This window comes from Ignavibacterium sp. (assembly GCA_032027145.1).
Classification (GTDB): domain Bacteria; phylum Bacteroidota; class Ignavibacteria; order Ignavibacteriales; family Ignavibacteriaceae; genus IGN3.
The window spans coordinates 340,468-363,157 of record JAVSMP010000001.1 but is presented as its reverse complement, the minus strand read 5'-3'; the positions used below and the strand labels follow the sequence as shown (position 1 = coordinate 363,157).

Annotated in this window: 15 protein-coding genes; 13 read left to right on the top strand and 2 right to left on the bottom strand. The window is 33.3% G+C overall.

Translation table 11 applies throughout. The features are described 5' to 3' along the window. Positions 1-3: 3 nt before the first annotated feature. Positions 4-471: a preQ(1) synthase gene (queF, locus tag ROY99_01365; protein ID MDT3695007.1), complete on the bottom strand. Its 468-nt coding sequence runs from the start codon at positions 469-471 to the stop codon at positions 4-6. 298 nt (positions 472-769) lie between these two features. Further along, entirely contained in the window at positions 770-1,462 is a 693-nt protein-coding gene (gene queC / locus ROY99_01360; protein MDT3695006.1) for a 7-cyano-7-deazaguanine synthase QueC, read from the bottom strand. 291 nt (positions 1,463-1,753) lie between these two features. Between queC and tpiA the strand changes: the two genes are divergently transcribed. The 13 genes from tpiA to ROY99_01295 all read left to right on the top strand — a co-directional run bounded on the left by tpiA (position 1,754) and on the right by ROY99_01295 (position 22,676). Continuing rightward, entirely contained in the window at positions 1,754-2,509 is a 756-nt protein-coding gene (tpiA, locus tag ROY99_01355; GenBank protein ID MDT3695005.1) for a triose-phosphate isomerase, read from the top strand. A gap of 280 nt (positions 2,510-2,789) precedes the next feature. Beyond that, positions 2,790-5,387, top strand: a complete 2,598-nt coding sequence (locus ROY99_01350; protein MDT3695004.1) for a glycoside hydrolase family 2 TIM barrel-domain containing protein — start codon at positions 2,790-2,792, stop codon at positions 5,385-5,387. A gap of 5 nt (positions 5,388-5,392) precedes the next feature. Beyond that, positions 5,393-8,989, top strand: a complete 3,597-nt coding sequence (gene smc / locus ROY99_01345; GenBank protein MDT3695003.1) for a chromosome segregation protein SMC — start codon at positions 5,393-5,395, stop codon at positions 8,987-8,989. Positions 8,990-9,044: 55 nt separating this feature from the next. Then, positions 9,045-10,973, top strand: coding sequence for a T9SS type A sorting domain-containing protein (locus ROY99_01340; protein ID MDT3695002.1), 1,929 nt, complete (start codon positions 9,045-9,047; stop codon positions 10,971-10,973). Beyond that, positions 10,973-11,695 carry an MtnX-like HAD-IB family phosphatase gene (locus ROY99_01335; protein MDT3695001.1) on the top strand — a complete coding sequence of 241 codons (723 nt, stop codon included), beginning with the start codon at positions 10,973-10,975 and terminating at the stop codon, positions 11,693-11,695. The genes ROY99_01340 and ROY99_01335 overlap by 1 nt, the downstream gene beginning before the upstream one ends. 3 nt (positions 11,696-11,698) lie before the next feature. Continuing rightward, complete coding sequence (locus ROY99_01330; GenBank protein ID MDT3695000.1) at positions 11,699-12,298, top strand: isoprenylcysteine carboxylmethyltransferase family protein; 600 nt, start codon at positions 11,699-11,701, stop codon at positions 12,296-12,298. After that, entirely contained in the window at positions 12,298-13,449 is a 1,152-nt protein-coding gene (gene lpxB, locus ROY99_01325; GenBank protein MDT3694999.1) for a lipid-A-disaccharide synthase, read from the top strand. The genes ROY99_01330 and lpxB overlap by 1 nt, the downstream gene beginning before the upstream one ends. Continuing rightward, complete coding sequence (locus ROY99_01320) at positions 13,430-14,086, top strand: lysophospholipid acyltransferase family protein (GenBank protein ID MDT3694998.1); 657 nt, start codon at positions 13,430-13,432, stop codon at positions 14,084-14,086. Before lpxB ends, ROY99_01320 begins: the two co-directional genes overlap by 20 nt. 4 nt (positions 14,087-14,090) lie before the next feature. Beyond that, positions 14,091-15,146 carry a tetraacyldisaccharide 4'-kinase gene (gene lpxK / locus ROY99_01315; GenBank protein ID MDT3694997.1) on the top strand — a complete coding sequence of 352 codons (1,056 nt, stop codon included), beginning with the start codon at positions 14,091-14,093 and terminating at the stop codon, positions 15,144-15,146. 31 nt (positions 15,147-15,177) lie between these two features. Then, positions 15,178-18,009 carry a pyruvate, phosphate dikinase gene (ppdK, locus tag ROY99_01310; GenBank protein MDT3694996.1) on the top strand — a complete coding sequence of 944 codons (2,832 nt, stop codon included), beginning with the start codon at positions 15,178-15,180 and terminating at the stop codon, positions 18,007-18,009. A 118-nt stretch (positions 18,010-18,127) separates the two neighbouring features. Beyond that, positions 18,128-19,162, top strand: a complete 1,035-nt coding sequence (gene queA / locus ROY99_01305; protein ID MDT3694995.1) for a tRNA preQ1(34) S-adenosylmethionine ribosyltransferase-isomerase QueA — start codon at positions 18,128-18,130, stop codon at positions 19,160-19,162. Then, positions 19,159-19,839 (top strand): 2-C-methyl-D-erythritol 4-phosphate cytidylyltransferase, encoded by a 681-nt coding sequence (ispD, locus tag ROY99_01300; GenBank protein MDT3694994.1) that lies wholly within the window; start codon positions 19,159-19,161, stop codon positions 19,837-19,839. The genes queA and ispD overlap by 4 nt, the downstream gene beginning before the upstream one ends. Positions 19,840-20,186: 347 nt before the next feature. Next, positions 20,187-22,676, top strand: coding sequence for a glycogen/starch/alpha-glucan phosphorylase (locus ROY99_01295; protein MDT3694993.1), 2,490 nt, complete (start codon positions 20,187-20,189; stop codon positions 22,674-22,676). Positions 22,677-22,690: the final 14 nt, after the last annotated feature.

Here is a 22,690-nt window from a genome sequence, read left to right as displayed (position 1 = left end):
ATTTTAATTTTTAAGAAAATCATCTTTATAATCACCATCTTCAAAATCATCATCCTCATCCTCATCAAAGTCATCCTCGTACCAATAATCTTCATCTTCATAATCTGCTTCAATTACCGAAGAAATACCGCCGCGGGTATGAAAGTTAGCAGTAATTTTCATCCATCTTGGCTGCAGCACTTCAACAAGATCATCAAGAATTTTATTGGTAACACTTTCAAAAAAAATACCTTCATTCCGGTAAGATTGGAGATAAAATTTATATGATTTTAATTCCACACAAAGATTACCGGGTATATATTCAAGTGTTATTGTTGCAAAATCCGGCTGTCCGGTTTTAGGGCAGAGAGAAGTAAACTCAGGTGCAATGTGTTTAACTTTATAATCTCTGTCTGGATATTTGTTTTCAAATGTTTCTAAGATTTTTGTTTTGTTGTTCATTGGTTTCTTGATTTCTTTCTTCTTTTTCAATTAATTCGTCATTTGTTGGTAGTTGTAATTACATAAATGCAAAACTGATAACTTCATCCCATTTAATATATGGGGGAACTATATCAATTACTTTTTTTAAGTTCTTCTTTTTAGTTCTCTTTCCAGATCTTGGTCAGCGATTCCCTAAATATCTCTTATATCTAAACTGAAAAATAATTCATGTTTTTTCATTTTTCATATTTGAAAATTCTAATTAAAGATTCTTAAATTTCTTGAAAGATAAGTCAATTTGCTCTCGCATCTCCTAAATATATTTTTGAAGTTTTATTCATTCTAATCAATACTTTGGTCTGATTTTATATTTTATCGGATCTTCAAATCCTGACTGCTGAAAACCACGTAAACGTAATGCACAACTATCACAAACACCGCACGCTTCATCTTCGTTTTGATAACAACTCCATGTTAAATGTAAGGGAGCATCAAGTTCAATACCTTTTTTAACGATTTCAGACTTGGATAAATTAATAATCGGAGTAGTAATCTTTATACTTGTCTCTGGTTTTGTTCCAAGGTCAACCATTTTATTATAAGCAGAAAAAAAATCAGGTGTACAGTCCGGATAGCCCGAGGAATCCTCATAAACAGCACCGATAAAAACAGCTTTTGCATTTAAAACTTCTGCCCAGCTGACACAGGCAGATAGTATGTTTGCATTTCTAAACGGCACATAAGAAGTAGGAATACTTTTATTATTCAAATCTGCTTTGGGTATTGATATATTTTTATCAGTAAGAGATGAACCGCCGATTTTTGCTAAATGTGTTAAATCAATTATTAACCTTTCTTTAACACGGTAATGATCCGCAATTTGATTAAAGGCTTTTAATTCTCTTTTTTCAGTTCGCTGTCCGTAATTAATGTGTGCAAAAGCAAGATTAAATTCCATATTTGCAATTGCAGCAGTTACACAACTATCCATACCTCCGCTTACAGCAATAACCGCAGTATCTTTATTATCAGTGTGCATTTTAAATATTTATTAATGAAAACTTTAATCACAAAATACGAAAAATGAACAAAAGATTTTGATTCCGTGTAAGCTTTGTGAGTAACTTTTTGTTATTTGTTAAGTGCAAAAATTACACTGAATTTATTCTGGCATCTTCAAGATCAAGAAAAACTATTATATGCTCTTTTGTAAAAAAGACATTCATATTTAAACAAGCCTTTTAGTGGTTTCAAAAATGGATAATATTTTAATCAAACTAATTCTTGCTTAATTTTGCATATATTCTTTATTAAAAAATCAGAGGAAGCAATGCGCAAAAATGTAATAGCTGGCAACTGGAAAATGAATAATGATTTAGTTCAATCAGAAAAATTGATTGCTGAATTAATAAGTCTATTGCAAAATGAAAAACCAAACTGTGATGTAATTATATGTCCACCTTTCACTTCACTTTCAGAATCATCAAAACTTATAAAGGGAACTATGATAAAACTTGGTGCCCAAAATATGTATTTTGAAGACAGCGGCGCATTTACCGGTGAAGTATCTGCTTCAATGTTAAAATCAGTTGGATGTGAATATGTGATTCTTGGTCATTCAGAACGCAGAACAATATTTGAAGAAAGTGATGAAGTAATGAATAAAAAAATTAGGAAAGCACTCTCAGCTGGATTAAAGCCAATTTTTTGTGTGGGAGAACTACTGAGTGAGCGTGAAACCGGAATAACAAATGATATTATTAAAAGACAGATTTTAACCGGATTACAAGGTGTAACTGAAGATGATATGAAAAATATTATCATTGCTTACGAACCTGTGTGGGCAATTGGAACCGGAAAGACCGCTACACCATCTCAAGCTCAGGAAGTTCATGAATTTATCCGTGATTTAATTCAGATTGATTACTCCTTAGAAACAGCAAATGATGTAACAATTCAATATGGCGGAAGCGTAAAACCAGAAAATGCAAAGGAACTTCTTTCACAAAAGGATATTGACGGTGCTTTAGTTGGCGGTGCCTGCTTAAGAGCTGATTCGTTTATGGGAATAATAAAAAGCACTTAAAGATTTCTTATTTGCTAAAATGCAATTATTAAATTTTACATAATCAATTAGAAGTTATCATTGTTCTTTATTTAAATCTTTGTAAATGTTTAATAACGAAAAATCGTTTTAAGACAAGCGAGTTTTAGATGAAATTTTTTTTAGATTAAGAGCTTTATTAAGCATTTTCCAATATTAAAATGCACGATTTTTTGCTCAAATCAAGCCTTCCTTTCATTGCAATCCCTTCGTTTTGAGGTTATATTTGTAACTTATTTTTTGAGGAGTTTTGTAGCAAAGAATGATTTTCCACAAAAGTGTATTTTATTATCTGTTTATATTCGCAACTGTTTTTTCTCATTTAGCTTTTTCACAGGTTATTTTCAGAGATCTTCCAAATTATAAACTTAATTCTTCCGATCAGTTTTTATTTGATATATCCAGTTCAAGAGACATTATTTCATTAAATGGAATATGGAAGGTTTATACTGCTGATGATAAGAAAGAAGAAAAAGTTAAGATTACTATCCCTTCTGTATTTGAAGGGAAAGGTGAATTTGTTTTTGAAAAGAGTTTTGATTTAACAAGCGAACAAATAAACAATCACAAAATTTCACTAAACTTTTTTGGACTTAATTACTCTGCTGATATTTCTGTAAATAATGCGATCATTTACCGTCATCCCGGTGGTGAGTTTCCTTTCTCGCTTCCGATACCAAGAGATCTTTTAAAGTCTGATAAAGCAAACATTATTTCAGTAAAATTGTTTTACGCACTTGATGCATTGAATACAATTCCATTAAAGCAAAGATTTCTGTTCCCTAAGAATTTAGGCGGTATTATTAGAGATGTATATCTGCACCTGACACCAAATGTCAGTATAACTGATTTTAATTTCAAAAAAGATATTGATACTAAAAACAATAAAGCACTTATTTCCATACAAACGGTAATTGATAATAAAGAGTTCAGAAAGATACCTGATTCACTTGGTTCAAAATCTGATTTTGTATTAAAGGCACAGATTCTCTCTAAAGATGGAATAACTATTGTAACTTCTGAACAAAATGCTTTTCGATTAGACCCAAGTAAACGAATAGAAATTAAAAACAATCTGACAATTGCTTCGCCGGTTTTATGGTCACCCGATAATCCTGTTAGTTACATTGTAAGATTGGAATTATGGCAGGGTGACAAATTAGTGGACAGAAGCGATAAGAGCGTGGCGCTTTACAATCTTCAATTATCTGAAAATAATTTTATTCTAAACGGAAAAGATTTTCATCTGTATGGTGTTACTTATTCTGCATCGGATTTTCAATACGGAAGTCTTTCTTCTTACGAAAGAATGGAAAGCGATCTTACTTTAATTAAGCAGGCAGGATTTAATGCTGTAAGATTTTCACGCGAACTTCCTCATCCATATTATTTAAGACTATGCGAGAATCTTGGACTATTAGCATTTGTTGAACTGCCAATATCCAATTTACCAGAGGATCTGGCAGCATCACAAAATTTTGTTGAAAGAAGTAAAAACTATTTATCAGGACTGCTTTCTGCTTATAGCAGCAGTTCTGTTATTGCCGGAATCGGTTTTGGATCAGGTTATCTTTTTAGCTCTGACAAGCATCGTTCTTTGCTCTCAAATTTAACCGGACAGGTAAAGAAAAATAGAAATATTATTACTTATGCTTCATTCTTTGACTTTGGTTATCAGGAAATAAATGATCTTGATATCTACGGAATTGAACTGCTCAACAAGCAGCCAAATGATGTTCAGGATGAAGTTGAAAATCTTAAAACATCAGTTGGTAGTGGTAAATTATTTATTGGCGAAGCAACCTATATTGTAAATATCGGGCAGACAGATGGTTATGTAAATAAATTTTCGTATGAAGCCCAGGCTAAATTTTTTGATGATATGTTTAGTTTTTATGAAGAAAATAATCTTAGCGGATTTTTTGTAAACACAATGTATGATATCAGGGGGGATTACCGTTCAATAGTTTCAGGATATAATACAGAAAATGTTTACAACATTGGGCTGATCAGCGAAGACAGAAATCAGGAAAGGCTTGCATTTAAGATACTTTCAGCACGAATGAAAAATGCTGAAAAGGTTACAATCCCAATAGGCAGCGAAAAAGATGACGCACCAATGATATTTATTATAACCGGATTAGTGCTTGCCTTATTGATGGGTGTACTTGTTAACTCTGGAAGAAAATTCAGAGATGATGCTTCCCGCGCACTTCTTCGTCCGTATAATTTTTTTGCGGATGTTCGCGATCAAAGAATAATTTCCGCATATCATTCGTTGTTTTTAGGAGCAGTAATTTCATTGGTAATATCTTTAATATTTGCGAATTTATTTTATTATGTAAGGAACAATATTTTATTTGAAAGAATTATACTTTCTTTTGGAAGTGCTGATTTGATTGCGGGAGTAAGCTATCTTGCATGGAATCCGGTTAAAGCATTGATATGGTTATTTGTTATTTCAGTTAGTGTTATGTTTTTGTTAACAATAGTAATAACTGCATCATCCTTTTTTGTAAGAACAAAAGTTTATCTCTCAAGTGTTTTCTTTACAATTGTATGGTCGTTGCTTCCGGCAGTTCTATTAATTCCGCTTGGTATTGTCCTATACAGATTACTTAATGCAGGCGCAGGAAATATTTATATCTATATATTTTTGATTTTATTTTCATTTTGGATGCTCTATCGTTTATTAAAGGGTGTCTCAGTTATATTCGATATTAATGCCGGCGGCATCTACTTTTATGGACTGCTTACAATTGCGTTAATTAAATTAATTATCTTTATTTATTTCGAAGTTAATAACTCGGTGTTTCAGTATTTAAGACTGGCATTAAAACAGTTTAATATATTTGGATAAGATTATTGTATTTATCAAAACTTGAAATATTTGGATTCAAATCTTTTGCGCAAAAAACTCAGATTAGTTTTAATCATGGAGTAACGTCTATTGTTGGTCCTAATGGCTGTGGAAAGACTAATGTTGTAGATGCATTGCGATGGTGTCTTGGTGAACAAAAAAGTTCTACTCTCAGAAGCGATAAAATGGAAAATGTTATTTTCAATGGTACTGCCAGCCGCAAACCAATGGGTATGGCAGAAGTTTCGTTAACTATTGAGAATACAAAAGGAATACTTCCAACCGAATACACAGATGTTACTATTACCAGAAGAATTTTCAGGTCCGGCGAAAGCGAGTATCTTCTGAATAAAAATATCTGCCGTTTAAAAGATATTACAAATCTTTTTATGGATACAGGAATCGGAGCTAATGCGTATTCTGTTATAGAATTAAAAATGGTTGAAACAATTCTTAGTAACAAAGCAGAAGAACGCAGGACGATGTTTGAAGAAGCCGCCGGCGTTAACAAGTATAAATTAAGAAGAAGATTGGCACTGCGAAAACTTGATGATGTAAAAGCAGACCTTATGCGTGTTAATGATATTGTGTCGGAGGTTGAAAGAAAAGTTTCGTCGCTGGAAAGACAGGCAAAACGTGCAGATAAGCATAATGTTTTAACCTCTCAGCTCAGGGAATCAGAAGTTGATCTTTCTGAAAGAGAGCTTGCTTTGTTTAATCTCAGAATTAATGAATCAAAAGCTTCAAAGGATGAGAACTTTAAAAAGAAAATTCAGTTTGAATCTGAGATTTCAAAAATTGAAGATGAAATTAATGATGCCAGTCAAAAACTCATTTCCATAGAAAGTGAGCTTAAAGAAAAAAGAAACGAAATTACACTTCAGACAGAAAAGATATTTAATGTTCAAAACTCTATTTCATTAAATAACGAGCGGAAAAATTCTTTAGCTAAAAACAAAGCACGGTTTTTATCTGAGCTTGAGGAATTAAATACTCAGTTAGAAAGAGCTAAGACAATAATTGAAAAAGGAAGCACAACAATTGCAGATACTGCCGAACAGATTATTCAAAATGAACAGGAAAAGAAGACACTCGATCACAATGTTGAAGTGCAGTTAGGATTTTTAGAACAGAAAAAAAATGTACTCAAAGAACAGTCTGATCTGCTGCTTGAAAAGTTTAAAGAAATTACCGGAAGAGAAAACGAACTTCGGAATACAATTGCTATACTTGAATCCAAACAGGTTAATATCAAAAAACTGAATGATAAGATTCAGGTATTAACAAATACAATTGCCAAAACAGTTGGATTTATAGAAGAATTAGGGGGTGAAAAAGATGAGATTCAAAAAAAGATTTCTCAGGCAGAAACTGAATACTTAATTCAACAAAAAGAAAAAGAGAATCTTGAACAGCAGATTGCTAAACTGAAAGAACTCGAACTTGAAAAACGAAGCCTGATAAAATCAATTAAAGATAAAATCGTATTCATTCAGAATCTTATTGATAATCTTGAGGGAGTTTCAAAAGGGGCTAAAGCTTTACTTGATAATAAAAGCTGGTCAAAAAATGGAAGTATGATTCTTGCAGATATTGGTGATTCTGATGAAAGACACCGCTTTGCTATTGAAGCCGCCCTTAAAAATAATCTGAATAACGTGCTTGTAGAATCTTTGGAAGAATTAAAAAAAGGAATTGAATATTTAAATAATAATAAAATCGGTAAAGCTTCATTTTATTATCCTCACTTTGATGAACTGAATGGAAAAGGTTTGATCAATAAGCTTCAGCGATTTTCTGACAAAAGGAAAGCGAAGAAACTTGAACGTGAATCCGGATTTGTTGTATGGGCTGACGATTCGATTAAAGCGAATGAAAAGTGGATGCCATTTTTCAAAAAGATTCTCAAAAATATTTGTATTGTAAAAAATCTTGATACAGCCTTTGCTTTATTTTCCCGTTATCCGTCATTTAGTTTTGCTACTCTAAACGGAGATTTTGTATCTAAAGATGGAGTTGTAGAAGCAGGCTCAGCACCTAGACCGGATGATTCATTGTTTGGAAGAAAGCAGTTTTTGGAAAGCCTTTCAATTGAATTTCCTAAACACGAATCTGAATTAATTTCAGTTCAAAAGGCAATAACTGATAAAGAAAATCTGCTTAATGCAATTGATCTGAAGATATTATCTGAACAGGGAAGACTTCTTGTAAATGATCTTTCGAATGTTGAAAAACAACTTGCACAATTTGAATTTGAAAAGAAAAAAGCTGAAGATGAAATAGAAAAAATTCAGAGTGAAATTAAAGAACACGCTGCCGAATCCAATCTTTTGGATAATAAGAAGATAAAACTTGAATCACTGTTGAATACAGAAATTGCTTTACGTGATTCTGAGGAGAGAAAAAGACAAACTCTTGAGAATGAATACAAGGAATTTGAAAGAGATTATAATCAGATATTAAACCGAAGAAACGAACTTAGCGTTAATATCGAAAGATTAGTTGGAGAAAAACGAAATACTGAAAATGCAATTAAACGTGCAGACGAATCTATTCTATCAATTACAAACTCAATTACTAAAAGAAAAGAAGATATTGAATCAGTTTCAGTTGAAACTGAAAAGATTAGTTCTGAACTCGAAAACTTACAGCATAATCTGACTGGACTTGAATCTGTAAAATCAACTCTTAATAACCAATTGGGCGAAGTTGAATTAAGATATCAAACATTAAGAGAGGAAGTAAACAGTAAAGAGTCATCATTGCGTGTTTTACGCAAAGAGCGCGAAGCAGTTTCTGAAACTATTCATAATATGGATATAACCATCAGGGAATTGAATATTAAAAGTGCTAATCTGATTGATCATATAAAAGAAAATTACTCTTTAACTCTTGAACAAAAAGATTTCGATGATTTATCATCTTTTGATTTTAAGCAAAGGGCTGATGAAGTATCAGAGTTAAAAAGTAAAATAAAAAATCTGGGTCCGATTAACCTTGTCGCTCATTCTGAATTTGAAGAAGAAAAGGAGAGACTTGAATTTCTTCATAAGCAGAGAGATGATCTGATTGAATCTGAAAAAGATGTGATTAAAACAATTGAAGAGATTAACAATACAGCTCAGGCACAATTTTCTGAAACATTTGAAAAAATTAGAAGTCACTTTATAAACATCTTTAGAACATTGTTTGATCCTGGAGATGAGGCTGATTTAAAAATTGAAGAGAATGCTGATCCGCTGGAAGCGAAGATAGAGATAATCGCAAAACCAAAGGGTAAAAGACCAACATCAATTGAACTTTTATCCGGCGGAGAAAAAACATTAACTGCAATTGCTTTGTTGTTTGCAATCTATCTTGTAAAACCAAGTCCGTTTTGTATTCTTGATGAGATTGATGCGCCGCTTGACGATGCAAATATAGATCGCTTTACGAGGATACTTAACGAGTTTAGTGAGAACACACAGTTTATAGTAGTAACACATAATAAAAGAACAATGGAAGCAGCAAGTGCATTGTATGGTGTTACGATGCAGGAAGAAGGCGTTTCAAAATTAGTAAGTGTAAAATTTAATGAAGATCTGGATTTTGTGAATAATTAATTTGTGTTGAGATTTATTGAAGAATCATACTTTACATATTTCCCTTTTTCTCATAGTGTCAGCATTATTATTAGTTTTTCCAGGGAATATTAACGCTCAATGGGTAAACGATCCTTCAGCTAATACCAAACTTGTTATTGGTCCGGTTGATCCTGTAAACATAACTGCTTACAGCGATTTAGAAGGCGGAGGATATGTTTTTTGGGAAGATAAAAAGGGTGTTTATAATAAAGATATTTACTACATAAGATTTGATAAACAAGGTGAAGTACGTTTCAGGGGTGATGGTAAAGCGATTTCCACAAGAGGCGGTGTGAAAGAAAATCCAATTGCAGTTGTTGGACCGTTTGGCAATGCACTTGTCTTATGGAGTGGTAAAGAAAAAAATAATTCAGAATTATACATCCAAAAACTTAGCAAAACTGGTTTAAGACTTTGGAAAAATGAAGGCATTCAGTTAACCGAAACCAAATTGGAAAAATCAGGTTATTCTCTTTGTGTTGATAAAAAAGGTAATATACATGTTGGTTATGTCAGTAAAACAAATACTTCTCCCGCAAAATACACTGTAAAATATCAGTCGCTGGATGTAAATGGAAAATTTTTAAGTGATTCGCTTAAGGGTAGTTTATATAATTCCGGAAACAGGATAACTGATACAGAAATAATTCCGGATAATAAAGGCGGTAAATACATTTTCTGGCTTGAAAGTCAAAAAAATAAAATGATGCTTTTCTCTCAGTACATTGATTCAACTGGTTCAAGAAAATGGGGAAACAAACCATTGAACATCTCAAAAGAGAATAACAGTGTTATTAATTATACTGTCGGAAAACTTGGTAATGGAATTTATACGGCATATACTTATCAGGGGACAAATAAGATTATCTATCAGAATTTAATTTCTGCAAACGGCACATTACTTTGGGGAAGTGAGGGTATATCATTAACACACAAAGCCGGAAGTCAGACGAATCCTCAGTTTGCATTTATTGATTCAACTGTTGTTGTCAGCTGGACTAATGAATTTGAAAAATCTAAGGATGTTTATATTCAAAGATTTGATCTAAATGGAAAAAGACTTTGGGGCAGCAATGGAAAACGTATTATTGATATTAAAGGAAATCAGTTCGGACAAAGAATTGTTCACAATCAAAAAGGAAGTATAATTTTAGCATGGATAGATAAAAAATCCAACTCATCAGCCACGAATCTCTTTATTCAAAAAGTTGATGCGCAAGGTAATTTACTTTGGGATTCTTTAGGTGTAACTATCTCATCGTCAAAAGAGATAGAAAATAGTTATTTAAATCTTATTTCTGACGGCGAAGGCGGTGCGATTGCTGTTTTCAAAGGAACGCTGAATAAGGAAAATGAAATTTATGGGCAGAGAATTTATAGTACAGGTACCTATGCTTCACAAATGATTGGATTTAATGCAGAAGTAATTGATGATTCAGTTAAGCTTAGCTGGTATGCTGCAAATGAAAACAGTGATGTAGTTTATGATATTTATAGATCAGACATTGAAGAAGCTGCTGATGACCAATGGGAATTGATTTCTTCATTAAAGAAGATAAACCAATCTTCTAATAACTATTATGAGTTCTTTGATAAACCCGATAAAAGCGGTGCACTTTATTATAAAGTAATACAAAAAATTATTAATAATAAACCGCGCTATTCTAATATCGAATGTGTGAATTATTTCAGTGATTCGGAAGTGATAGTGCTTGGACAAAATTCTCCAAATCCATTTTCAGACAGTACAACTATAAATTTTTATTTACCTGAAAGTGAAGAAGTAACTTTTGAATTTTTTAACAGCAACATTGAAGCTATAAAAAAGGTTGAAGGAGTTGAATGTAAAGCAGGTAAAAATGAAATTACTTTTAAAGCAGAAGATTTACCCGCTGGTGTTTATTTCTACAAGCTAAAAGCAGGTAAATTTATTGATGTAAAAAAAATGATCATTACTGATTAATGAAGAAGCGTGAGATAAAAATATTTGCCGATTTTGACGGCACCATTACTCTGCAGGATATTGGTGAGGCAATTTTTAATAAATTTGGAGATGCCCGAAAGGTAGATGAGATCATAACTAATCTGTTGGAAGATAAAATTTCGTCCAAACAATGTTGGGATGAGTTGTGTGATAGTGCCGGTACTGTTGATCTGAATGAACTTATTGATTTTGTAAATACAATGGAGATAGATAAAACGTTTATCACGTTTACAGAATTTTGTAATAAGAATGATCTTGAGATGATTGTGTTAAGTGATGGTTTTGATTTTTATATAGATAAAATGTTTGAAAAGTACAGATTAAAAGGATTAAAATATTATTCAAACAATCTTAAGATTGAAAGAAATGGACGCTTATCAGCCGGATATCCGCATTATGATGCAGATTCGCCTACAAGCGCAAACTGTAAAAGAAATCATATAATAAATCACAGCAGTGATGAAGATTATACTGTTTATATCGGCGATGGAAACTCCGATAAAGAAGCTGCACAATACTGCGATTTTATTTTTGCTAAAAAAGATCTTGCACGGTTTTGCTCAATGGAGAGAATAAGCTTTTATCCGTTCAACAGTTTCGATGATGTTCAAAATAAACTTGTTGAGTTAATGAATAAGAAAAATTTAAGAAAAAGACATCAGGCTCAATTAAAACGAAAGTCAGCTTATTTAGCGGAATAAAAAATGAGTAATATAGCAGCAAAAATATTTAAGTACAGAAGTTACACCCCCATTCCATTTTTAATTCTTATGCTGATTTATGCCGATGCTTCAATAGTCAGCTTTATTGTTGGATTTGTGATTGCTTTGTCTGGAGAGGCAATCAGACTTTGGGGAGTAAGCTGGGCAGGCAGTGAAACTAGAACAACCGGTGCCGGTGTTGGCGGAACTTTTCTTGTTATCAGCGGTCCGTTTGCTCATGTTCGTAATCCACTTTATGTGGGTAATATTTTGATCTATCTTGGAATTGGAATTATGTCTATGGCATTATTTCCGTATTTACAAATAATTGCCGCAGTATTTTTTTATTTTCAATATTATCTGATTGTTAAAGAAGAAGAAAATTTTTTAATAACCAAGTTTAAAGATGATTATCAGGATTATCTTAAAAATGTTCCAAGATTTGGATGGAGGTTTACTCCTTATAAAAATAATTCAGTAACTCAACCGGAGTTTATTTTATCAAAAGGATTAAAATCTGAAACAAGATCGCTGCAGGCTTTTGGAATAGCAGCTTTATTAATTGTTATTAAATCGTATTTAAGTTATAATAATTTATTGTAATGAGTAACAACGTCTTAATTATTGCTGGAGAAGCATCAGGCGATCTTCACGGTGCATCGTTAATACGTGAGTTAAAGAAACTGGATAGTTCTTTGAAAATATTTGGAATTGGCGGCAGTAAAATGCAGGCTGAAGGAATGGAACTGATCTATCACATTGATAAGATGGCGTTTTTAGGTTTTGTTGAAGTAATCAAACATCTGTCATTTATAAAAAAGATTCAGGCAAGATTGCTGGATGAAGTTAAAAGAAGGAAAATTAGTTACGTTATCTTAATTGATTACCCGGGCTTCAATCTTAGTATCGCTAAAAAAATTAAAACTCTTTTACCTGAACTTAAACTCACATATTACATTACTCCACAGGTTTGGGCATGGGGTAAAGGACGAGTAAAAAAAATTAAAAAATATTTTGACAAAGTTCTGGTTGTATTTCCTTTTGAAGAAAAGTTTTTTAAAGAAAAAAATGTTCAGTGTGAATATGTCGGTCATCCATTGATTGAAGAGATTAATAATTATGACTTTATTTCCAGAAACCTGCTCTATAATAAATTTAATCTTGATCCTGCAAAGGACATTTTACTGATTTTAGCCGGAAGCCGTAAACAGGAAGTAAAAAGTATTTTTCCGGAAACTTTAAAAGCAGCCGAAAAAATCTCTGATGATTTGGATATGCAGATTGTAGTGGCTTGTGCAGAAAATCTTAATGAAAATATTTTTTATGATTTAACTGGACTGAAGAATTTTAAAGTGATAAAAAACCATACTTATGATTTATTAAAGCATTCAAAATTCGGAATAATAAAATCCGGTACATCAACACTTGAAGCCGGATTGATGCAGCTGCCAATGGTTATTGTTTACAAAACAAGCTGGCTTACATATATAATTGGTAAAACCCTGGTTAAGATCAGTAATATCGGTATGACTAACATAATTTTGGATGAACAGGTTGTACCGGAATTAATTCAGAGTAACGCAAATGCTGATAAGATATATGACGAAGCTAAAAATATTTTGTCAGATGAGGATTTATACGAAAATATTAAAACAAGATTGGGAAGAATTAAGGAAATTCTTGGTGAAAAAAATGCTCCAAGAAATGCAGCAAAAAGTATTTATTCGATGATCAATGAACACAAAGCAAGTTAAACAAAATGCACTGCGATTTTTAGGCAGTCTGATTCTAACACATAGTTTAGATGCATTGTGCAAAACATTAAAGGTAAGCTATAAGAATAAGAAGTGTGTAGATAGTTTAAGAAAGCAAAAACAGAATTATGTTTTAGCGTTTTGGCATGATACAATGCTGCTTTCCTGGTTCTTACATAAAAATGATGGATTTGCTGCGCTAACAAGTAAAAGTAAAGATGGTGATTTGCTGGCTAAGCAATTAAAACACTGGAAGTACAAAGTTGTACGAGGCAGCAGTAGTAAAGGTGGAGATGTAGCTTTGGGTATTATGGTGGATCATGCAAAAAATGGTTATTCAATTGCTATTACACCAGATGGTCCAAGAGGACCGATTCATAAGTTTAAAGCAGGAGCAGTTATAACTGCTAAAAAGAGTGGTGTACCGGTTGTGTTGATGGGAGTTGGAATCAAATCAAAAAGAAAGTTAAATAGCTGGGATAAATTTCAGGTTCCGAATCCATTTACGAAAATAAATGTAGTGTACTCAGATCCAGTTTATGTTGATGAAAAATTAAGCTACGATGAAACTTCAACAATTATTGAAGAGTGTGAAAAAAAATTAAATGAACTTCAGCTTGAAGCTGAAAAATTTTAAGAGTTTGATAAAGTTATTAAAAATACTGCTTTCACCGTTTGTATTTTTATACAGCGGACTGATAAAAATTAGAAATTTGTTCTTTGATAATTCTGTTTTTAAATCTGTAAAAGTTGATGCAAAAGTTATATCTGTCGGAAATATTACAATAGGCGGATCCGGTAAAACTCCTCTTGTTATATACATAGCAGGATTGTTAAAGGATTCCGGTTACAAAGTTGGAGTGGTAAGCCGCGGATACGGAAGAAAGTCAAAAGGTTATAAATTAGTCTCCGATGGAAAGGAGATATTAACTCCGGTTGAAATTTGCGGAGATGAGATATTGCAGACTGTAATGGAATGCAGGGTACCTGCGGCTGTTTCAGAAAAAAGGGTTAAAGGAGTAAGAAGATTAATTAAGGAAACTAACGTGGATACGATTATTCTTGATGATGCATTTCAGCACAGATGGATTTTCCGTGATGTTGATCTTGTTGTTGTTGATCAGAATTTTCTTAATCATAAGTCAGCTCTTACTCATAATCTTTTACCTCTTGGTGATCTGAGAGAGAGCTTTGATTCATTAAAAAGAGCAGATGCTATAGTGCTTAACAGAAAGTTTTTTGATCAGGAAGAATTAAATCAGAGCCTTAAAAAATATTTTGAGGACAAAAAACTTTTTACTGCATTTTATAAAGCAATCAGCTTTGTTGATGTAATGAAAAAGGATGAGTATTCTCTGGAAGAGTTTAAAGGACAAGATAGTCTTGTTGTTTCCGGAATTGCAAATCCGCAATCCTTCCTTGATATACTTGAACAGGTTCATGTAAATACAAAAAACAGATTAATATTCAGCGATCATAAAAATTATACTGTTAAGGAAGTTCAGAAAATAAGGAAACAATTTTATTCAACTAATTCCCACTCTGTTGTAACAACAGAAAAAGATGCAGTAAAGCTTTCCAGATTTAAACGGGAATTGGATGATGTTGAAATTTTTTATTTGAAAATAAATTTAAGAGTGGATGATGAAGAATCATTCAAACACTATTTAATTAATAAAATAAACAATGCTTCGTAAAAAGAAAACTTATAACGGAGGAAAGGATAATATGGCTCAAAAAAAATATGTTTACTTCTTCGGAGGTAAAAAAGCAGAAGGTAAAGCTGAAATGAAAGCTTTGTTAGGTGGTAAAGGTGCAAACCTTGCTGAGATGGTTAATATCGGTCTTCCTGTTCCGGCAGGATTTACAATAACTACCGAAGTATGTACTGCTTATTATAAAAACAATAAAAAATATCCAAAGGAATTGGATAAACAAGTTAAAGAAGCTCTTGTTAAAGTTGAAAAACTAATGGGTGCTAAATTTGGCGATCTTGAAAATCCACTTTTGCTGTCTGTGCGCTCCGGTGCACGCGCTTCAATGCCGGGAATGATGGAAACAATTCTTAATGTCGGACTGAACAATCAAACACGGGAAGCGTTGATAAAGAAAACAGGTAATCCAAGATTTGTTTATGATTCACACCGCAGATTAATACAAATGTATTCTGATGTTGTTATGGAAAAAGCTGCCGGTATCGAAACTGAAGAAGGTAAAGGAGTAAGACAACAGTTAGAAAAAGAACTGCACAAAATGAAAGAAGACCGCGGTGTTCTTGCAGATACAGATCTTACTGCTGATGATTTAAAAGAATTGATAGAAATCTATAAAGCAAAAGTTCAGGAAGTTCTTGGCAGACCATTCCCCGAAGATCCTATGGATCAAATCTGGGGAGCTATCTCTGCAGTATTTCAAAGCTGGATGGGTAAACGTGCAATATCTTACAGAAGAATTGAAGGAATCCCGGATGATTGGGGTACAGCAGTAAATGTTCAATCAATGGTTTTTGGTAATATGGGCGAAACATCTGCTACCGGTGTTGCTTTTACGCGTAATCCTGCAACTGGTGAAAATTATTTTTATGGCGAGTGGCTAACAAATGCTCAAGGTGAAGATGTTGTAGCTGGTATCAGAACTCCAAATCCAATAAATGAAGTTGGAAAGAGTGAACATACAGCCCATTTACAATCACTTGAAACCGGAATGCCCGATACTTACAAACAGCTTCACGGTATGCAAAAGAAATTAGAGAAGCATTATCGTGATATGCTTGATATTGAATTTACAATACAGGAAGATAAACTTTATATGCTGCAATGTCGTGTTGGAAAGAGAAACGGACCGGCTGCAGTAAAAATGGCTCTTGATATGTATAGAGAAAAACTTATCACCAAAGAAGAAGCTATAATGAGGGTTCAACCTTCTCAGTTGGATGAATTGTTACATCCGATTATTGATCCTTCAGTTGAATTGAATACAAAACCAATTACTAAAGGATTACCAGCAGGGCCCGGTGGTGCTGCAGGACAAGTTGTGTTCTCAGCAAATGATGCCGTTGCCTGGGCAAGAGATGGGAAGAAAGTTATTCTCGTTAGAGATGAAACTAACCCTGAAGACATAGAAGGAATGAGAGCTGCTCAAGCTATTTTAACTGCACGCGGTGGAATGACTTCACATGCTGCTTTAGTTGCACGTGGATGGGGCAAATGCTGTATCGTTGGTGCCGGTGGAATTAAAATCAATTATGAAGAGCGTTCTTTTCAGGTTAATGGAATTACAGTTAAAGAAGGTGATTGGCTTACCTTGAACGGAACTAAAGGTACTGTTTATTCGGGTGAGTTACCAATGAAAAAATCTGCAGAAGAAAATCCAGACTTTCAGGCATTTATGAAATTGTGTGATTCTGTAAGAAAATTAAAAGTCAGAACAAATGCAGAGACACCAGAAGATGCTTTAAGAGCAAGAGCTTTTGGTGCAGAAGGTATCGGTCTTTTCAGAACAGAGCACATGTTCTATGGTAAAAATTCTGAAGAACCATTGTTTAATCTTCGTAAGATGATTCATTCAAATACTCAACAGGAAAGAATAAACGCTCTGAATGAGCTTTTTCCGTTTGTTAAAAAGGATGTTAAAGAAACATTGGAAGCAATGGATGGATTTGCGGTTACATTCAGAACGCTTGATCCACCATTACATGAATTTGTTCCGCACAGACGTGATGAAAAAGAAAAACTTGCTGCAAGCTTAGGAATCACTTTAGAAGAATTAAACCAAAGAGCTGATTCGTTACACGAAAGTAATCCGATGATGGGGCATCGCGGAGTAAGATTAGGAATTACTTATCCTGAAATTACAGAGATGCAGGTGCGCGCTATCTTTGAAGCATCGGCTGAATTATTAAAAGAAGGAAAGAAACCTTTTCCGGAAATAATGATTCCAGTTACTTGTGACGTTAATGAAATTAATCATCAGAGTGAAATTGTTGTAAGAGTTCATTCAGAAGTATGTGAAAAATTCGGATTAAAGAAAATTAATCACTTAACCGGTACTATGATTGAGATTCCCCGTGCAGCATTAACTGCTGATAAGATTGCAGAAACAGCACAGTTCTTCTCTTTTGGTACAAATGATTTAACACAGATGGGTTTTGGATTTTCACGTGATGATATAGGCGGATTTTTACCTGATTATCTCGATAAGAAAATTCTATCCGAAGATCCTTTTCAGTCAATTGATCAGGTAGCAATTGGTAAATTGATGGAAATTGCTGTTGAAGGCGGAAGAAGTACCAGACCAGATCTTAAAATTGGAATTTGCGGTGAACACGGAGGCGAAGCAAGATCAGTTGAGTTCTGCCATAAAATAGGATTGAATTATGTAAGCTGTTCGCCTTACAGAGTACCGATTGCCAGATTAGCCGCTGCACAAGCAGTTATTAAAGAAGCTAAGAAAGGTAAACCGGCTAAAGCTGTAAAAAAATCAGCCGCAAAAAAATCAACTAAAAAAACTGCACCTAAAAAGAAAGTTGTTGCAAAGAAAAAAGTATCTAAAAAGAAATAAATAATTTCATAGATCATTTTGTTGAGCGATGTGAAGAGGAATCTGTTGTTCAGATAGACTTTTCAGTCGCTCATAATGATTAAGTGAAAATTAAAATAATAAGTTAAAGGTTAAATTAATGAAACTATCAGATTTCAAGTACAATTTGCCCAAACCAGCAATTGCAAAATATCCCGTTTCACCAAGAGATAAATCGAGGCTGCTCGTGCTTGATAAAGAAACTGGTGAAATGGAAGATAAAAAGTTTTCGGATATTGTTGATTATATGGAAAAGGGTGATGTACTTGTTGTTAATGAAACAAGAGTGTTTCAGGCAAGATTATATGGGAAAAAAGAAAAGACACAGGCTAAGATAGAAGTATTTCTTTTAAGAGAGTTGAACAAAGAAGATTGTATCTGGGATGTTATCGTTGATCCTGCGCGTAAAGTTAGAATTGGCAATAAGATTTACTTTGATAACAATCTTTGGTGTGAGGTAATTGATAATACAACTTCCAGAGGAAGAACAGTAAGGTTTAATCAACCAGGCAATGTATTTCAGGCGGTTGAAAAAATTGGACTTACTCCTCTTCCGCCTTACATTAAGAGAGAACCAGAGCCAAAAGATAAAGAGACTTATCAAACCGTTTATGCAAAAGTTGATGGAGCTGTTGCCGCACCAACTGCTGGACTGCATTTTACTACTAAACTTCTGGAGAAAATCAGCAAGAAGGGAATTCATATTGTACCGGTTATTCTTCATATTGGTCTTGGTACATTCAGATCAGTTGAAGTTGAAGACCTTACAAAGCATAAAATGGATTCAGAGTATTATGAAATTTCTCCGCACTCGGCAGATGTTATCAATAAAGCTATGCAGGCAAAACATAATATAATAGTTGTGGGAACAAGTACCTGCCGTGTTTTAGAAACAAGTACTACTGCTGATGGATTTGTGAAGCCTGGAAAGGGATGGACTGATAAATTTATCTATCCGCCGTATATGTTTAAGGTAACACAAAAATTGATTACTAATTTTCATGCACCAGAATCAACTCTCTTAATGCTGGTTAGTGCATTAGGTGAGACTGATCATGTTATGAAAGCTTACAAAAAGGCACTTAAAGATAAGTATCGCTTTTTAAGCTATGGCGATGCAATGTTTATAAAATGAATTGTATAGCAATTATACCAGCAGGCGGTAAAGGTTTTAGGAGTGGTTTTTCCACTCCTAAACAATACTTAAAAATTAATGGCAAGGAAATAATTGTCTATACACTTCAGACATTTCAAAAAAACAAACTTGTAAATAAAATTATTGTTTCTGCTGAAGCCGCTTACTTTGATAAACTATTAAATCTTATAAAAAAGTATAAACTCACTAAAGTAAAACTTATTGTTGAAGGCGGAATCACAAGACAGCAATCTGTCTTTAATGCAGTTTACTCTTCTGAAGCTCAAGAGAATGATTTATTAATAGTCCACGATGCTGCAAGAGCACTTTTGCCCCGTAGTGTACTTACAAAATCAATCTTATCTGCTAAAAAAAATGGCAATGCTTTAGTATGTATAAAAGCTAAAGATACCTTAATTAAAGGTAGAAAGTTTGTTAATGAATATCTTAACCGTGATGGTGTTTATTATGTTCAAACTCCTCAGATATTTAAATATAAGGTCTTACTTAAAGCTTTGCTGAAAGCAGAAAAAGAAAATTTTGTGGGTACTGATGAATCAATGCTTGTTAGGAGATCCGGCAAAAGAGTAAATATTGTAGAGGGATCAGTTCTTAACTTTAAGATAACGACCAAAGATGACTTAGAACTTTTTAGAAAAATTATATCTGAAAGATAAACAGAAGTACTTAACCAATTTCTGATATTTAATCCTCTGTGATTTTTTTGAATATGAGTTAAAGTAGTGAAACTTCTGAAATATTTTTCCCAATCGGGAGTTGAAAACTCCAATCTTAATTCTCTTCTGTAATCCAAACAGGATTATTTTCAAAGACTCATTGTTTTAATTCCGAACCGGTTCTGAATAACAAAACAAAAAATTATCAGATGCCGGTTTCTTTAATCCTGAATTAATTACTATTTTGTTGAAAATGACATTGATAACAGACAATGTAAAATTTTGTATTAAATACAGATGAAAGTAAATTTGTTACTGCTATTTGTGAAATAAAACAGAGGAAAAAGTTGAAGATAAAGATTGAAAACACTGATTCTATATTCTTTACAGATAAAGAAGACCCTGCAAGTTTTTCGCTTTCAAATCAGTTTGCCGAACATCTGGAGTTTACTCTTGTAAAAGATAAAAATACAGCAAGCGGTGCAGATGCCTATTTTGCATTATCACTTGCAGTTAGAGATAGAATGGTAAGAAACTGGCTCCGCACTCAAAAAGTATATCACGATAAAGATGTTAAAAGAGTTTATTACCTTTCACTGGAATATCTGATGGGAAGAATTCTTGGCAATGCGCTGATCAATCTGGATTATTACAATGAATGCGGTGTTATTTTAAATCGTGATGGTTATGATCTGAATGAAATAATGGAACAGGAACTTGATATGGGATTGGGTAACGGCGGCTTGGGCAGATTAGCTTCCTGTTATCTTGATTCAATGGCTACACTTCAATTGCCTGCATTTGGATATGGAATTAGATATGAATATGGAATATTTGAGCAGGATATTGAAAATGGTTATCAGGTTGAAAGAGCCGATAATTGGCTGCGAAATGGAAACCCTTGGGACTTGATGAGAAGATCACTGACATATAAAGTACAGTTTTATGGAAAAACAGAAACTTATAATAAAGGAAACGGAGAACTTGGTTTTAAATGGGTTGACACTGAAAATGTTCTGGCTGTTGCATACGATGTTCCTATCCCCGGATATAAAAGTCAGGTTGTAAATAATTTAAGATTGTGGCGTGCAAAAGCAACTGTTGATTTTGAGTTTGCTGATTTTAACAAAGGCAACTATATCGAATCAGTCGCAAAGAAGGATGATTCGGAAACAATATCTAAAGTTCTTTATCCGAACGATACTTATGTTGAAGGAAAATTTTTAAGATTAAAGCAGCAATATTTTTTCGTATCAGCTACACTTCAGGATATTATACGAAAGTATAAAATCAAACACTCTGCATTTGATCAATTTGCAGACAAAACCTGCATTCAGCTTAATGATACACATCCCGTTGTTGCAATACCAGAATTGATGAGGATTTTGATTGATGATGAAAACTTAAGCTGGGATAAGGCGTGGGAAATAACTTCAAAAACTTTTGCTTACACAAATCACACTGTTGTTCCTGAAGCTTTGGAAGAATGGTCCGAACAAATATTTAGCAATCTTCTCCCAAGACATCTGCAGATCATCTATGAAATTAACAGAAGATTTATTGAAAAAGTAAAACAGGAGTACACAAAGGATGAGGCGTTGATTGAAAAGCTTTCAATCATTTCAACAGGAAAAGATAAAAGAGTAAGAATGGCAAACCTTGCTATTGTTGGAAGTTTTGCTGTTAACGGTGTGGCTGCATTGCATACTAATATTTTGAAAAAAAGAATTTTCCCCGATTTTAATAAAATCTATCCTAAGAAATTTATTAATGTTACTAATGGTATAACACCAAGGCGATGGCTTATAACAGCTAATCCATTGTTATCACAATTGCTGATTGAAAGAATAGGATTTGATTGGGCTAAGGATTTATCTCAGATTAAAAAAATTGAAAAGTTTGTTAATGATAAAGACTTTTCAGAGCAATGGCAGAAAATAAAATTAAATAATAAAATGGTGTTGATTGAACTGATTGAGAAAGAACATAATATTAAGATTAATCCTGAGTCTATATTTGATGTTCAGATAAAGCGATTTCATGAGTATAAGAGACAGCTATTAAATGTATTTCATATTATTACACTTTATAACCGGATCAAGCGTAACCCCAAGGCTAAAATGGTTCCGCGCACCATTATTTTTAGCGGAAAAGCTGCACCGGCATATTATGCAGCTAAGATGGTGATAAAACTTATTAATTCGGTCGCAGATGTTGTTAATAATGATCCTGATGTTGGTGATAAACTAAAAGTCGTCTTTCTGAAAAATTATTCTGTTTCATTAGCTGAAAAGATTATACCGGCTTCTGATCTTTCTGAACAGATATCAATGGCAGGGTTGGAAGCATCCGGAACAGGCAATATGAAGTTTGCTTTAAACGGCGCCTTAACTATCGGTACAATGGATGGAGCTAATGTAGAGATAAGAGAAGAAGTGGGTGACGAAAATATTTTTATCTTCGGGCTTCTGGCTGATGAAGTTGTTAAACTCAAATCCAAAGGCTACAACCCGCGCGAGTATTATGAAAAGAATAAAGAATTAAAACATATTGTTGATATGATTGCAACAAACTTTTTCAATCCGAAAGAATTTGGAATCTTTGATGACATGATAAGAGGGCTGATGAATGTGGATTATTATCTTCTGTTTGCAGATTATCAGTCATATATTGATACTCAGGATAAAGTTGCTGAGCTTTATACAGATAAAAATGAGTGGACGAGAAAATCGATATTGAATGTTGCAAGGATGGCAAAATTTTCTTCTGATAGATCAGTAAAAGAATATGCAGAAAAAATCTGGAAAGTAAGACCAGTAAAAGTAAATCACAAATAAATTTTTGGAGCGTA